Here is a 14546-nt window from a genome sequence, read left to right on the forward strand (position 1 = left end):
ATATTCAGACTAGTAAAAAGGAATTCTTCTGTAAAGCTTATCAATAAGTAGAATTATTTTGGCGATCGCAACAATATTGACCGCCAAAATATCTCACTGTCCAAACTCAAGCCTAGCCTGTTCAACTAACTCCCCTGTCACAACTTCTTGCTCTGCTTGACGAGCCAGTTGCTCAATTCGGGCTTTAGCTTGAGCGCGAGCAAAATAGGGAATATTTTTTAATTTTGCCTTAGCTTCCTCTGTCCATCGCAAAACATCTATAAAATTGGACTCACTCATAGAATTCATACCTTTATGTAAACGATGATTAAATCACAGATAGGGAACCACTTTTAGCAAGCTTTTTCGAGTAATTACGAATTACGAACCTGTGCTGAGCGACGCCGAAGCATTACGAATTACAAATTAGTTAAGCATCCCAGTGCCGAAGTTTGCACTTCAAAACAAGGATGCTTAACCATCAAAAATGTTGCATTAACAACAATTCTGAAACTAGCTTATGATGTAAAATTTATGCCAATCAATTAGCAGAAACTTTCAAACTGCTGGGCTGTCCGAGATCACCTTGCAAAACTACACCGCGTTGATTAGCGTGCAGATGCCGCAAAATCTTGTAAATTGCCTCAATTTGGTCGGATGCGCCTGCTTTTTGGGCAAGTTCAGCGATAGAAAGAGCTGTATTTTCTTTTTGCAGAGCCGATACGACTCGTGTTTGCAAATCGAGAATAACGGCAGCAGCTTTTTTACCAGCTTCTACCCCTGGTTGATGGTAGGCGTTGATGTTGACTAAGCTTGCATAAAAACCAACAGCGCGTTCATACAAAGCGATTAATGCACCTACAGTGCGGGCATTAACTTCGGGAATGGTGACTGTAATCGAATCGCGTTGATTTTCATAAAGCGCTTGTCGGGTTCCTTGCAGAAAACCGGAAAGATAATCGCCTGATGTAACTCCTGGATCTAATTCAGGGGATGGGCCTTTACGGTCTTCTAAAACTTCAATGAAAGTAGCAAAGAAATTCGGTACACCCTCGCGCAACTGCTGCACGTAAGCGTGTTGGTCTGTTGAGCCTTTGTTTCCGTAAACGGCGATGCCTTGATGGACAATGTTACCGTCTAAGTCTTTTTCCTTACCCAAGGATTCCATTACCAGCTGTTGCAAGTAGCGGCTGAATAACAACAAGCTGTCCTTGTAAGGTAGGACAACCATATCTTTTTCACCACGTCCATTACCAGAAAAATACCAAGATAAAGCCAACAGGGCAGCTGGGTTCTTTTTTACATCTGGGACGCGGGTGGCGTCATCCATTTCTTTTGCACCTTCGAGCATGGCGCGAACATCGATACCCTGTAATGCAGCTGGTACTAGCCCCACAGCAGATAGTTCTGAGGTGCGTCCTCCCACCCAGTCAAACATGGGAAATCTGGCAAGCCAACCTTCAGATTTAGCAACTTTATCAAGGTTACTATCAGGGCTGGTAATGGCTACCGCATATTGGGCAAAGTCCAAATTGTGACCAGCATAGGCTTTTTTAACTTCAATCATCCCGTTGCGAGGTTCTGGCGTCCCTCCAGATTTAGAGATCACCAATACCAAAGTGCTAGCTAGGTTGTTTCGCAAATGGTTGAGAACGCGATCAATACCTGCGGGATCGCTGTTGTCAATAAAGTGAATTTTTAGCGACGGGTAATCAGAAACGAGCGCTTCCGCGACGAATTCGGGGCCGAGGGCGGAACCACCAATACCAATAGAGATAATATCGGTGAAGCGGCTGGCTCTGGGAGGATGAATAGCACCTGTTTGGACTTTTTCCGCAAAGGCTTCGATTTGTTCTAGGGTTTGGACAATTTCTTGTGTAAGTTCTGGTGTGGGTGCTAAATCAGGATTTCGCAGCCAGTAATGTCCAACCATGCGGTTCTCGTCTGGATTAGCGATCGCACCCTTCTCCAGTTCCGCCATATCCGCAAACGCCTTGTCAAACTTCGGCCGCAACGATTCCACAAAGGTATCATCGAACCGCATCCGACTCACATCTAGGTACAGTCCTAATCCCTCGTGGAAATATAACCAATCTTGGTATCGTTGCCAAAGTGCCCTAGCATCCATAGGGAAATCTCAAGTAAAGTGTTTTTCAAAAACAAGTTTAATGTAAGGTAATAGCGATCCCTGCCTAGCCTTATACAGTTTACAGTTTTAAGTGTTTGCTTAACTCCTCACCTTAAACATCTGGCATAGGGATGACACGCAAAAACTTCACGATTTCACCCCTAATTTCTATGCCTATCAGATAATTATCTAGCGTAAAGCGGTAAAAAATCCCTTCACCATCAAGCTGTCGCAGTTCTGGTAGTCCATGCAACTGCCACTTTTGGGCAAACTCGACAAACACAAAATCATACACCCGCTCGTAAGCAGCAGGTTCTAAATTTTTCAGGTCTAGCAAAAAAGACCTTGCATAGCGCACTTCCAGAGTCACTAGGCGTTATACCATTTTGGTTTGGATTTTAGATTTTGCGGAAAGTCTAAGCAAAGGAAGCCTCCACTCAAACTTTCCAAGACAGATTTTGAATTGTGTTCGCGTAGCGTCTCAAAGAGTAAAGAGCCACTGGATAAGCTTTTAGACGCTCAATTTCTCGCAATCATTATTCAAATTGGGTTACGTTAACCAAAACTTTAGGGTTACTGGTACGAACTCGAAACCACTTCTCTATCAGAAAAACATTAAGAGTCGTACCGCTTCATCATAGGTTAAGACATCCCACGGTTGCTGCGATTGCTTGACTTGTTGTATTGCCCTTAGCATATAAAAGTCACAGTGTAAAGCTTCGAGAATATCCCAAATGCTTTGCAAATCCTCATCGGCTAACTGCTCGATTAAGTGATGCATTCTAAGTCGCAGCAAATTCATATGTCAATTAAGTAGGTCATAATAATGAACACATTAAGGTTGGGCATGGGGCATTGTTTTGGAAACAAGCAGTAAACAATCTTTAATTAATTTGCTTTATTTCCGTATACTTACTTATTACCGAAACAAACTAAGACCAACAATAAATAGTATTCCCATAAAATTCCCCAGGATTAACGGCAATGCAAGACTATCCTCAAGCTAAACTACCCGTAGAAACTGCGAGTGGTTGAGAGTGGGAGAAATGAGGCAGATGAGAATGCCCAATGCCCGATACCCAATGCCCTCTTGACAAATAACTAAATTCATATGGCTGACTATCTAATTTTTTTAGCAATCTCTACAGCTACTTTTGCTCTATTTGCTCTAGGACTCAACTTACACTGGGGCTTCACAGGGTTAATTAACTTTGGTCATATTGCTTTTATGACGCTTGGAGCATACACAACTGTGTTGTTAAGCTTAAAGGGCGTTCCCTTATTAATATCGGCAGCGGCTGGGGCAATTGTTGCCGCTCTGTTGGGTTTGATAATTGGTTTCGCTACTCTGCGCTTACGAGAAGATTATCTGGCAATTGTCACCATCGGTGTTGGGGAACTAATTCGTTTGGTGGTGAATAATCAGGAGTTACCTGTAGGTGATACCTGGACATCTGGGGCTTTTGGTGTGCAAAGTTATCCCATCCCCCTATCCACAGAACCAAATTTGTTGGTCAGATTTGTGATGATTGGGCTTTTAACTTTGTTAACTGCTGTCACTTTTTTTACGTTGTGGCGGTGGATTCGCACTACTCAAATATCTCGGACTACTGATTTAGGTAAAAAGTTGACTAGCAAGCAAGAATTGGCATCGCGCTTGGTAGTAGGAATTTTGTTCGCCCTATTAGCAGCAGCGATTTATGTTTCTGGGGTAATCGCTCTGTATAACTACAACCCAAAAGCGGGTTTAATGTTGGTGTCGCTGTTAGTATTAGCGTTTGTATTCTGGCGGTTAGAAATTTTGGTACGATCGCCTTGGGGTCGAATCCTCAAAGCCATCCGTGAAGATGAAGAAATCCCCAAAGCATTAGGCAAAAACGTCTTTTGGTATAAGTTACAATCTCTCACACTGGGTGGTGCGATCGCAGGTATCGCTGGTGCTTTATTCGCTTGGCAACTCAGCGCCATTTACCCTGATAATTTTCAACCACAACTCACCTTTGACACCTGGATTATAGTGATTTTAGGTGGCGCTGGTAACAATGTCGGGACAATTTTAGGTGCAGTAATTTACTTTGCTTACGATGCGATTACGCGGGAAGTCTTACCAAGAATTGTCTCCCTCGATGAAGCGCGTTTGGGTGCATTTCGGATCATGGTAATCGGTCTCATTTTGATGGTACTGATGATTTGGCGACCTCAAGGTATTTTAGGTAAAAAGGAGGAACTCACCCTTGGTAAATAACCAGTCATCACAACTTCCTCTTGATTCATCGCAACTTCCCTTACTGGTAGCCACTGGACTTTCTAAAAGTTTTGGTGGTATCAAAGCAGTCAACGATGCAAAAATCGAAGTTGCTAGAGGCAGCATCACGGGCTTAATTGGCCCTAATGGTGCTGGTAAAACAACTTTATTTAACTTACTCTCAAACTTTATCCGCTCAGATAAGGGACGGGTAATTTTTGATGGGGAACCAATTCATCACTTACAACCATACCAAATCGCCCAGCAAGGAGTAGTACGCACCTTTCAAGTTGCTAGGACTCTTTCGCGGTTGTCAGTGTTAGAAAATATGCTGTTAGCAGCACAAAAACAGACAGGTGAGAACTTTTGGCAAGTGCAGTTGCAACCGCACATCGTTGCTAAAGAAGAAAAGCAACTCCAAGAGCGAGCAATGTTCTTGTTAGAATCAGTGGGTTTGGCACAAAAGGCTCATGACTACGCTGGTAGTTTGTCTGGTGGACAACGCAAGCTACTAGAAATGGGACGCGCCTTGATGGCTGATCCGAAGTTAATTTTGTTAGATGAACCAGCGGCTGGGGTGAATCCGAGATTAATTGATGATATATGCGATCGCATTATCGCTTGGAACCGCCAAGACGGGATGACGTTTTTAATTATTGAACACAATATGGATGTAATTATGTCTTTGTGCGATCGCGTTTGGGTACTTGCAGAAGGACAAAACTTAGCTGATGGTACACCAGCAGAAATTCAAACTAATCCGAAAGTTTTAGAAGCTTATTTAGGTAAATAACTTATCAGCTAGAAACAAGGAAGCTCAGATTGAATCTGAAGTAGGGGCGTATTACAAACGCCCCTACGAATCTACGAATTACAAATTAGTACAAATTCTTGGCGGATTTTGGCGGCGGTTTCTGCTGCTTGGGCGTCGCTTACCCACTTGCCTAAACCTAATTGATTCCATAACTTTTTTATCCGTAGATAAATTAATAGTACTAGGTTTCCTACAGGCATATCTGAGGTGCGAGGAATAACGTGGAAGTGGATGTGTTTGACTTGTTCCCCCCAAGAACAAACATGAATTTTAGCTGGTTGAACTACCTGTGAAAGTGCTAAACAAGTGCTTTGGATAATTTTACCCAATGCGATCGCCTCTTCTGGTGTAAGTTCTGCTAAATGTTCACAATGTCGTTTGAGTTTGATAATTAAATATCCTGGTAACAGAACAGGGCTGAGAGAATGTTCTACAACCCAGTAATTATCTTCGTAAATAACTCCCCCAGGCGCTTTTACCTTTCCAGCTAGTACATTGCAAGCAAGACACCCTTCCATCAACATAACTAAAACCCACGCCAATAAATCCCATTGTTTCGCTGCATTAACTGGTAACCAATTAACTCTCGTCGTAAGGTAGCGTAGTCAGCATGATAGCACTTGAGAATTTCATTAACCGTGCGTTCTGGGTACTGAACCCCCACTTCAAACTTGTTCGCTAACCACTTGAGAATTACTAGGCGCTTTTTGCGGCTAGCGGGAATTTCTTTGAGGTTGTCGCCCTCAAAATAGTTCTTTAAGACTTTAGTTTCCCAAGCTTCAGTATCCACATCTTCAATCAAAGATGCAATTTGCTCCGGGGCGAAAATTTTCTTGCTGATACTTTGCAAAGCCTCGCTATCCAATTGATATAGACGGCTATTCCCTTCAGGACGCATAGTTACTAAATTCAATTCCTTGAGTTTTGCCAGATGATGAGATACCGTCGGTTCTTTGAGTTGTAATAGCACCGCCAATTCTTCGACGCTACACTCCTGGTTCGCTAGAATACCAACAATCTTCAAGCGGCTCTCGTCTGCTAAAGCTTTAAAAAATTGCAGCAGGTTCTGAAATTGTTCTTTTTTCATAATTTGTGATAAGCAAATTCGACCTCAATCTAATTAGAAAGAAATCAAATTAATTGTGCTGTCCTCCTCAGACGCAGCATGAGCTTTGTCGTTGTTTGTTAATTAATGTTAATTCTTAGGTTTTTTCTGTATAAAATTGAGATTTCTTAATTTGTTCTTTACATTTCGCCGTGTTGTATCCCTTATCAGTTAGAAACACAAGAAGAGGGAGTACTCTTTAACGAGATACTTCGCTTGTACAAGCGGTCAGATTCTTAGGTTTAGACCAAAGTTCGCCGTACATGGCTCTACAAAAAGACAAATTCCCACTAGTAGAAGAAATGGGCAGACTGTAATTAGTCAAGGAGCTTTAATGAAGTATAGAGCTACAACAAAACCACTCTTATAAGTAACTGAAATCTTATTGATTAAAAATCCAAATCTTCTCTACTACTGAGTGTATTTGGATGTGCGATTAGCTTTGTCTGTTGCTTAATCGTTTTTTTTAGAATTGTTCGGCAACATATGAAAGAGTGTAGGTATTATTAAGCTTATGAGCATTACTCAATAAAAATTAGCTGAAGCGAAAAAGGTAATTACCCATAACCTCAAACGTGTTCTCAGACACAACCAAAAATTAGATAAAAATTAAACTTCGATAAGACTAAAAGATTACTGCTAGGTGCTAGGCTAAATTAAAAAATAGCCACACACCTAGCAGTAGAATACACATCAAGAAAATCCTTTGGGAATTTATCTCCTGTGATATTCAGCTAAACTGTTCCTCGGCATCCAAGTTAAACAACATTTGCAGCGTCTGCATACAGCGCCGTCTAGCTTCAACATCTTGCTGCGCTCGCAACTGCACCATCGGGTCATGCAAAATTTTATTAACAATTCCTCGTGTTAAAGCTTCAATTACCTCTTGATGTTTATCTGCAAACTCTGAACCCAATCTCGACAAAGCTTTTTCTAATTCTTGTTCGCGAATAGTTTCGATTTTATTCCGCAGACAGCTAATGGTAGTGACAGTCTCTAGACTGCGCCACCAAATATCAAAAGCATCTACTTCTTCATCTAAAAGTCGCTCTGCTTCTTGTGCCATCTTGCGGCGGCTTTCGTAGTTTTGAGCTACTACCGCCTTCAAATCATCGACATTAAAAGCTTGCACATTTTCTAATTCATTCACGTCCGCATCGACATTACGCGGTACAGAAATATCAAATAACATTAGAGAACACTGGGGTTCTAAAACCATTTCCAATTTAGCGCGGTCAAGTATTGGCTCTGTTGCCGAGGTACTTGTAAATACCAAATCGCTATTAGTAATCACTGACATCATTTCTGAAAGCAGATGAATTTGGATTGGTTGTCCAGGGAAATGCTTTGCCAATTCGACAGCGCGATCGCGAGAGCGATTTACAATACTAATTTCTACAGCACCCTTAGAAAGCAGATGTTGCACCAGTAACCGTGACATTTTACCAGCACCGAGAATTGCCACTCGGCAAGCTGCTAAATTTGCGACTTTCATCTGCGCTAACTCTACAGCTGCCGAACTAATGGAAACTGCACCAGTGCCAATACTGGTTTCAGTGCGAACTCGCTTACCAGCAGTAATTGCTTGTTTAAATAATCGATTCAAAATGGTTTTTATACCGTTATATTGCTGCCCCAGTTTATGAGTAGTTTTCACCTGAGCCAGAATTTGACCTTCTCCGAGTACCAAACTATCTAACCCTGCGGATACTCGCATCATATGCATGACGGCATCATCATGCAGCAGCATAAACAGGTGTTGCCTTAGAGAAGGCACAGGTAATTTACTGTATTCCGAAAGGAACTGAGTGACTTCCCGAATACCTTGGTCTGCTTCGCTGGTAACAATATAAATTTCCAGCCGATTACAAGTGCTAAGGATTGCGACTTCATCAATATGAGGATAGCTGATCAGATGAGCGATCGCGCTTTCGGTTTGTGGTTCTGGAATGCTCAGCTTTTCCCGGACTTCAACTGGGGCTGTTTTATGGCTTAACCCCACCACTGCAATATTCATTTCTTATCAATAATTGGTAATGGGTTATTAATTTCTAGGGAGTGGTGAGTAGGGCGTAGGGAATAGAGAACTCACTACTCACCACTCCCTACTCCCTAACTACTAGTGCAATTGCACTACTTTAGGCTGCTCAAACAAATGAATAGTATCCACAAAACGAGCAGTTTGTGACTGGCTGGAAATAACCAAGCTTTGAGTCCTAGCACCACCTTTAAAGAAGCGTACACCTTGCATGAGGTTACCACTGGTAATGCCGCTCGCAGCAAACAGTACATCTTTACCAGATGCAAGTTCATGAGCATCGTAAACCTTATCAGGGTCATTGATACCCATAGACTTCAAACGGTCAACGTTGGCTTGTCTGCTTTCTCCAATTAAACCTGTTTTGACTACTTCTGGATCGTAGATCAATTGACCTTGGAAGTGTCCACCTAAAGCACGCATTGCAGCTGCAGAAATTACACCTTCAGGTGCAGCACCGATACCCATGAGTGCATGAATATTAGTCCCAGCAAAACCACAAGATATTGCTGCACCTACGTCACCATCGGAAATCAGTTGCACTCTGGCGCCAGCGTCGCGGATTTCTTTGATTAAATCGTTGTGGCGATCGCGCTTCATTACTACTACCACAAGTTCATCAATCCCGCGGTCTAGCGCCTCGGAGAGAATCTTCAGATTTTCTGTGGCTGATTTGTTGATGTCAACTTTGCCCTTGGCTGCTGGAGGTGCTGCTAATTTCTTCATGTAGAAGTCAGGCGCAGCAAATAATCCACCTTTTTGAGAAATTGCCAAAACAGCCATCGAACCAGGTTGTCCGTATGCTACTAAGTTTGTACCTTCACAAGGGTCAACTGCAATGTCAATTTCAATTAGTTCATCCGGGTTACAGAAGTTTTTGGCATCTGGTTGAGTACAGATACCGACTTCTTCTCCAATGTAGAGCATCGGAGCATCATCACGTTCCCCTTCCCCAATTACAATGCGACCGCGCATATAAATTTTATTCATCCGCTCCCGCATAGCTTCGACTGCTACTTGGTCAGCGGTGTTCTTTTCGCCTTTGCCCATCCACTTTGCGGACGCGATCGCGGCTTGCTCTACTACCTCAATAATCTCTAACCCAAGTGTATTTTCCACAGAGTCCGCCCTCTCAAACTGCTTGAATTTCCGTCGTTTTATCTGGCTATTTCAGTTTTCAAGTCTACCAAAGGGCGGATACACGTGGCGGAAAGTTAAGTTTTACTGCTAAGTGGTTACAAAAGTGCCAGTTATGACATTCTTATTTTTACTTCTACTTTATACAGCGTAGTTCATCTTCAAGCTGAGGGTTGCATAACCCATCTACTTAAGTATTGTGTATAAATAAAAACAATTTATTAAATAAAATTGGTAAAATTATTTAAAAAACTAGCTCAACCCAGAAGGACTTTTAACGAGGTTAATCATGTTTATTGACTACATCACACTCATGTTGATCAATATGGTAGCTGGTTTAGTTCTACTGGCTGACTATGTGAATCGTGGAATAGATAGCGCTTATCAGAAAAAATGGATTCCGGGATTTGGGATAACAGGTGCGATCGCATTAACAACTGGTCTACACATGAGTTTCACCTGGCCTATCACTGGTAGCTTTAACATTGCTTTCGGTGAGACAAGTATCCTATTTGGTGTCTTATTCGTTGCAGCTGCGATTTCTCTGTCTCAAGGTTGGGATTTGCTGACAATAGCAATTTATGCTTTCTTCGCTGGTTTAGTGGCAGTCTTAATCGGTATCCGCATCATCAACTTAAATATGACAAAACAACCGCTTTTGTCAGGAGTAGGTTTTATTCTTACTGGATTAGCAGGTATCTGCGCTGCACCAACTCTCTACTGGAAGACGAACCGAACTTGGCGGCTAATTGGTGCAGCTGTGCTGGTAGTAGCTGCTCTAATTTGGGCATTGACTGGATATTTAGCTTATTGGAATCATCTAGAGAGTTTTCAGAAGTGGGTTCCAGCGCCAATGCGATAACAACACCAGCAATGATCTAGGCTAGAGATAGTTAAAATCTCTTTTAAAATCAATATGCTGGATTTTCTCAACCCTCTGTTAAATCGCCATCCAGAGCAAGTAAAAGCCAACGTAGAAATTTATACTTGGCAAACTTGTCCTTACTGTATCCGTGCCAAGTTGCTGCTGTGGTGGAAAGGTGTAAAATTCACTGAGTACAAAATCGACGGGAACGAAGCTGCCAGAGCTAAAATGGCAGAACGTGCCAATGGACGCCGCACCGTACCACAAATTTTTATCAACAATCAGCACGTTGGCGGCTGTGATGACCTTTATCAACTAGATACACAAGGTCAACTAGACCCACTTTTAACCCAAGCTACTATTTAGAAGTTTTCAAAGGAACTGGGATTGGAGATGAGGCAGGAGAAGGCAAGGGAGCAGAAGGAGAAATAACTGTACAGACGCGATTAATCGCGTCTCCTGACTTTTGTACAGACGCGTAGACGCTCGAAGAGCGGCTTCTCGTAAGAGTATAATCGCGTCTCCTGACTCCTTTATTCATCCAAGAATCGCTATAATCTTGAGCCTTGCAATTTTTTAGCGATAAGATTATGTTATCTAGTTACACAGAATATCTTATACACCGCCAATGGATGAATCGTGCCATAGAATTGGCACAATCAGCAGGTGAAGCAGGTGAAGTCCCTGTTGGTGCTGTTATAATTGATTCAGCAGGCAATTTGCTTGCTGAAGGAGAAAACAGAAAAGAACGCGACAAAGACCCCACGGCTCATGCGGAAATTCTTGCTCTCAAGACAGCTGGTAAAAGTTTACAAAATTGGCACCTTAATGAATGCACCCTCTATGTAACTCTAGAACCTTGCCCGATGTGTGCAGGTGCTATCGTACAAGCACGTCTTGGACTACTTGTATACGGAGTGGACGATACAAAAACTGGCGCAATTCGTACGGTTACTAACATACCTGATAGCGCCGCTTCTAATCACCGCCTAAAAGTAATCGGAGGCATTCTAGAGTCAGCTTGTCGGCAGCAGTTGCAAGATTGGTTTGCTACCAAACGACGTCAGAGAAATTAGAGAAATTAACAGACAGAGGTCAAACTGTCCAGCTGTGCAACAAAACTTACGCAAGAGAATCTACGGTGTAACTAGTCAGGCTTTTCGTTAAATTTTACTAGACAATCAGCTGCCACTGTCATGATGGAATTTTATTCTTCATCAAATCCCTGTCAGTACGCACCAGTGAAGACTCCAGCAAATACTAAGGCGGCTCCGACTACTTCGGGGGTTTCTCCTTGGTTAAGCCCTCTGGCGTATTTATTGGGGCATCACTGCCTATTACCATTATTCTTTGGACGGATTAGAATAACCGGACAAAAAAATATTCCCACAAATGGGCCGGTTATCCTTGCTCCTACCCATCGGGCGCGTTGGGATTCATTGCTTTTACCCTACGCCACTGGTCGTTACGTGACAGGTCGAGACCTGCAATTCATGGTAACTATCGATGAGTGCCAAGGTCTGCAAGGCTGGTTTGTCCGTCGTATGGGTGGATTTCCTGTAGATTCTCAGCGTCCAGCTATCACTACTCTGCGTCATACAGTTGAATTACTTCAACGCAGAGAAATGTTGGTTATTTATCCAGAAGGTAATATTTTCCGTGATGGTGAACTTCACCCCTTAAAGCCAGGAATTGCCCGCTTGTCTTTAACTGCTGAAGTTAGTCAGCCAAGGCTGGGAATTAAAATTATACCTGTAGGCATCAATTACAGCGAACCTTATCCTAATTGGGGTACAGATGTCACCATTCACATTGGTAGCCCAATAAATGTAGCAGATTATAAGTATGGCAAGATTAAAGAAAATTCCAAACGCCTCACAGATGATTTAGCAAAAGCACTAAAACAATTAAGCTATCAACAATCAGAAATCGCCCAGAAGCAGACAGTACTGAGTAATCAGTAGTTATTTGTCATTTGTCATTTGTACTTTGTCATTAGCTCAAATTTCTCTCTACGCCTGGAGTGCCTCTACGTAAGACAAAAAATATTTGTGTAACAAGTCTGATGATTAATAACTAATGACTAATTCCCAAGTATTTAATCTCCCGATATCTTGCGGTGCATAATCAATGAGCCACAACTGCCAGTTTCCTTTAGTTGGTAGAGAGAGGAACTGCTTGAGTGCTGGGTACGATCGCATTGTATAAGTTGTTTGTAAACTGGTGCGACGCCCTAAAGTGCGACTTTGTAACAAGACTTGCTGATTACCAGGGGCAATTAAATAAATTTCTAAGTCGCCTAAAAAATCGTGAGTAATGTTAAGTGTTACCTGAATATCTTTGACTAAGCTAGTTTCTGCGATCGCAATTCCACTCTTTATCCCTCGCTGATCGTTATCAGAAATCTCTACCGGATTTGAATTTGCTCCCTGTACCTGTCTTTTTGCACTTGATACAGTCACATCCAACTGCTGCGCTGCTTGCACTGCCCGCGCTGCATTTACCTTGCCATAACCAAACCACTGGCAATGACCACTACCATCATAAGTACCTGCACGTAAACCAAGCTGGGGGTCGGGGTCAGGGTCAACAATCTTATCAGCGGTTTCTTCAAGGATACGTTTGACCTGCTGCGCTGTTAAGTCAGGATTTGCTGACAAAACTAGTGCAGCGACACCTGCAACTACCGGAGTGGCACTTGAAGTGCCGCCAAAGTTGCTGGTAAAGTCGCCAGCATCATAGCCAACGGCTCCTAATTGGTCGGTGGTAAACATTCCCAATCCTGGAAGGGCAGAGGCGATCGCCGGTTGTGTGTAAACAAAACCCGTCTCCTGAAAAGATATTCCCGGTGGGGCATTGTTACTAGGGGCGCACACCGAAATATTTACCCCCCAATTGCTGTAAGCAGCCTTTTTATTCAAGCTAGTGGAAGCAGCAACGGCAATTACATCTGGATGTATCGCGAAACCACTTAACCAGTCTGTATCACCATTTAAAATATTTTTCGGCCAATTTTTCTCATTCACAGTACCGTTTACTGGGCGGTTAGCATTTCCGGCAGCAAATAAAATCACACAACCTTTGCCATTGCGACCTTTGGTGGCAGCACGAGTGATAGCAGCACGTTGGCGCAAAGAAAGCGGGAAGTAAACAGCCGATGCTCCCCAACTGCAAGAAATGACACTGGCTCCTTTGTCGATTGCCCAGTTAAATATATTCTCAATTGATTCATCATCTAAAAATCCTGTGCTGCGAATTGGCATTAATGCACAACCAGGGGCAACTCCGGCAATTCCTGTACCATTTTCTTCTGCTAGCGCTATCCCAGCACAAGCTGTACCATGACTAGCTTCCTTCTCGTTCGGCAGGGGTAAAAAGTCATTTTCTTTTAAATCTCTAGGTGCAACAATTTTTCCACTACCTTGAAAATCTGGATGGTTCAAATCAAAAGAATCATCCACAACAGCCACAATCACAGAACGCAACCCGCGAGTTACATCCCAGGCTTTCTCTACAGAAATATGAGAAGCCGCTGCCAATTCTTTACCACCGTTGTGGTTGAGATACCACTGTTGAGAATAAAGAGGGTCGCGGGGTTTGTAATGTCGCTCAGTTTGCACCAGTATGTTAGGTTCAGCAGCTAAGACCTCTGGTATCTTTTGTAACTGGTTGGCGATTTTGATGGGATTTTCTGTTGCTTGTTTGCTGACAAGAAACACAAAAGCATTAGGAAGACCAAGGACTGGTTTTTCTTGGACTAAGTTGAATGAGGTTGCTATGGTATCAATCTTGGCATTGTTTACTGAATTAGCAAATTGAATTGTGATTTGGTCATTGAGATAAACAAAAGTGCCAGGATTATCCTTAAGTTTATAAATATGACTGGCAAAAACAACATTTTGGTCAGCGCGTGATCGAGACATCGCCGTTTCTAACTGGTTTGGTGCAATCGTGAATAGTTCTAGCTGTGCTTGAGGAATACTCCAGCGCCAAATAGCCCAACTAACCTGAGATAATTGTTGGGGAGGAAAGTCGGCAGTCAAACGGACGGTGAAGCGGTCTAAAGCTTTTTCTAAAATCAGCTCTTCACCACCGCGTTGTAAAACTAATCCCAAGCTGCTTGCTGGTACACCTGTGGTTGAAAAATCAGAGGAATTGATTCGATCGCTCATAAAGACGATTTTAGTTAATTAGTATACAGGGGCGATGGGAACTCTATTGAACCGATTTTCGGT

15 protein-coding genes are annotated in these 14546 nt (G+C 42.7%); 6 read left to right on the forward strand and 9 right to left on the reverse strand.

Annotation, left to right across the window (positions count from 1 at the left end; translation table 11 throughout):
- Positions 1-93 precede the first annotated feature (93 nt).
- The 4 genes from WKK05_RS20105 to WKK05_RS20120 form a co-directional block, all read right to left on the reverse strand.
- Complete coding sequence (locus tag WKK05_RS20105; RefSeq protein WP_341524866.1) at positions 94-279, reverse strand: PCP reductase family protein; 186 nt, start codon at positions 277-279, stop codon at positions 94-96.
- A gap of 241 nt (positions 280-520) precedes the next feature.
- The gene (locus tag WKK05_RS20110) at positions 521-2107 is read right to left on the reverse strand and encodes a glucose-6-phosphate isomerase (RefSeq protein WP_341524867.1); all 1587 of its coding nucleotides are present in this window, start codon (positions 2105-2107) and stop codon (positions 521-523) included.
- Positions 2108-2219: 112 nt separating this feature from the next.
- Complete coding sequence (locus WKK05_RS20115) at positions 2220-2477, reverse strand: cytotoxic translational repressor of toxin-antitoxin stability system (RefSeq protein WP_341524868.1); 258 nt, start codon at positions 2475-2477, stop codon at positions 2220-2222.
- A gap of 234 nt (positions 2478-2711) precedes the next feature.
- The gene (locus WKK05_RS20120; protein ID WP_341524869.1) at positions 2712-2909 is read right to left on the reverse strand and encodes a hypothetical protein; all 198 of its coding nucleotides are present in this window, start codon (positions 2907-2909) and stop codon (positions 2712-2714) included.
- Between the two features lie 309 nt (positions 2910-3218).
- Here WKK05_RS20120 and WKK05_RS20125 point away from each other — a divergent pair, with 309 nt between their 5' ends.
- Positions 3219-4352, forward strand: a complete 1134-nt coding sequence (locus tag WKK05_RS20125; RefSeq protein ID WP_341524870.1) for a branched-chain amino acid ABC transporter permease — start codon at positions 3219-3221, stop codon at positions 4350-4352.
- Positions 4342-5145: an ABC transporter ATP-binding protein gene (locus tag WKK05_RS20130; protein WP_341524871.1), complete on the forward strand. Its 804-nt coding sequence runs from the start codon at positions 4342-4344 to the stop codon at positions 5143-5145. The genes WKK05_RS20125 and WKK05_RS20130 overlap by 11 nt, the downstream gene beginning before the upstream one ends.
- Positions 5146-5216: 71 nt before the next feature.
- Here the strand turns inward: WKK05_RS20130 and WKK05_RS20135 are convergent, their stop codons facing one another.
- The 4 genes from WKK05_RS20135 to glpX all read right to left on the reverse strand — a co-directional run bounded on the left by WKK05_RS20135 (position 5217) and on the right by glpX (position 9428).
- Entirely contained in the window at positions 5217-5690 is a 474-nt protein-coding gene (locus tag WKK05_RS20135; protein WP_341524872.1) for an HIT family protein, read from the reverse strand.
- 2 nt (positions 5691-5692) lie between these two features.
- A complete protein-coding gene (locus WKK05_RS20140) occupies positions 5693-6253 on the reverse strand; it encodes a metalloregulator ArsR/SmtB family transcription factor (protein ID WP_341524873.1) in 561 nt (186 codons plus the stop codon).
- A gap of 748 nt (positions 6254-7001) precedes the next feature.
- The gene (locus WKK05_RS20145; RefSeq protein WP_341524874.1) at positions 7002-8288 is read right to left on the reverse strand and encodes a glutamyl-tRNA reductase; all 1287 of its coding nucleotides are present in this window, start codon (positions 8286-8288) and stop codon (positions 7002-7004) included.
- 102 nt (positions 8289-8390) lie between these two features.
- Positions 8391-9428 carry a class II fructose-bisphosphatase gene (gene glpX / locus WKK05_RS20150; RefSeq protein WP_341524875.1) on the reverse strand — a complete coding sequence of 346 codons (1038 nt, stop codon included), beginning with the start codon at positions 9426-9428 and terminating at the stop codon, positions 8391-8393.
- Between the two features lie 307 nt (positions 9429-9735).
- Between glpX and WKK05_RS20155 the strand changes: the two genes are divergently transcribed.
- The 4 genes from WKK05_RS20155 (at position 9736) to WKK05_RS20170 (ending at position 12275) form a co-directional block, all read left to right on the forward strand.
- Positions 9736-10308 (forward strand): DUF981 domain-containing protein, encoded by a 573-nt coding sequence (locus WKK05_RS20155; RefSeq protein WP_341524876.1) that lies wholly within the window; start codon positions 9736-9738, stop codon positions 10306-10308.
- A gap of 54 nt (positions 10309-10362) precedes the next feature.
- Positions 10363-10677 (forward strand): glutaredoxin 3, encoded by a 315-nt coding sequence (grxC, locus tag WKK05_RS20160; RefSeq protein ID WP_341524877.1) that lies wholly within the window; start codon positions 10363-10365, stop codon positions 10675-10677.
- Between the two features lie 224 nt (positions 10678-10901).
- On the forward strand, positions 10902-11387 hold the full coding sequence (gene tadA, locus WKK05_RS20165; protein ID WP_341524878.1) for a tRNA adenosine(34) deaminase TadA: 486 nt from the start codon (positions 10902-10904) through the stop codon (positions 11385-11387).
- Between the two features lie 120 nt (positions 11388-11507).
- Positions 11508-12275 (forward strand): 1-acyl-sn-glycerol-3-phosphate acyltransferase, encoded by a 768-nt coding sequence (locus WKK05_RS20170; RefSeq protein WP_341524879.1) that lies wholly within the window; start codon positions 11508-11510, stop codon positions 12273-12275.
- A gap of 105 nt (positions 12276-12380) precedes the next feature.
- Here WKK05_RS20170 and WKK05_RS20175 read toward each other — a convergent pair whose 3' ends face one another.
- Entirely contained in the window at positions 12381-14483 is a 2103-nt protein-coding gene (locus WKK05_RS20175) for a S8 family serine peptidase (RefSeq protein ID WP_341524880.1), read from the reverse strand.
- Positions 14484-14546 lie beyond the last annotated feature (63 nt).

The sequence above is a fragment of the Nostoc sp. UHCC 0302 genome (assembly GCF_038096175.1).
Classification (GTDB): Bacteria; Cyanobacteriota; Cyanobacteriia; order Cyanobacteriales; family Nostocaceae; genus UHCC-0302.

Bases quoted from the DNA above. Each gene is read 5' to 3' on its own strand.
- WKK05_RS20105 (WP_341524866.1), bottom strand. From the start codon at position 279: ATGAGTGAGTCCAATTTTATAGATGTTTTGCGATGGACAGAGGAAGCT.
- WKK05_RS20110 (WP_341524867.1), bottom strand. From the start codon at position 2,107: ATGGATGCTAGGGCACTTTGGCAACGATACCAAGATTGGTTATATTTC.
- WKK05_RS20120 (WP_341524869.1), bottom strand. From the start codon at position 2,909: ATGAATTTGCTGCGACTTAGAATGCATCACTTAATCGAGCAGTTAGCC.
- WKK05_RS20125 (WP_341524870.1), top strand. From the start codon at position 3,219: ATGGCTGACTATCTAATTTTTTTAGCAATCTCTACAGCTACTTTTGCT.
- WKK05_RS20135 (WP_341524872.1), bottom strand. From the start codon at position 5,690: ATGTTGATGGAAGGGTGTCTTGCTTGCAATGTACTAGCTGGAAAGGTA.
- WKK05_RS20140 (WP_341524873.1), bottom strand. From the start codon at position 6,253: ATGAAAAAAGAACAATTTCAGAACCTGCTGCAATTTTTTAAAGCTTTA.
- WKK05_RS20145 (WP_341524874.1), bottom strand. From the start codon at position 8,288: ATGAATATTGCAGTGGTGGGGTTAAGCCATAAAACAGCCCCAGTTGAA.
- WKK05_RS20155 (WP_341524876.1), top strand. From the start codon at position 9,736: ATGTTTATTGACTACATCACACTCATGTTGATCAATATGGTAGCTGGT.
- grxC (WP_341524877.1), top strand. From the start codon at position 10,363: ATGCTGGATTTTCTCAACCCTCTGTTAAATCGCCATCCAGAGCAAGTA.
- tadA (WP_341524878.1), top strand. From the start codon at position 10,902: ATGTTATCTAGTTACACAGAATATCTTATACACCGCCAATGGATGAAT.
- WKK05_RS20170 (WP_341524879.1), top strand. From the start codon at position 11,508: ATGATGGAATTTTATTCTTCATCAAATCCCTGTCAGTACGCACCAGTG.
- WKK05_RS20175 (WP_341524880.1), bottom strand. From the start codon at position 14,483: ATGAGCGATCGAATCAATTCCTCTGATTTTTCAACCACAGGTGTACCA.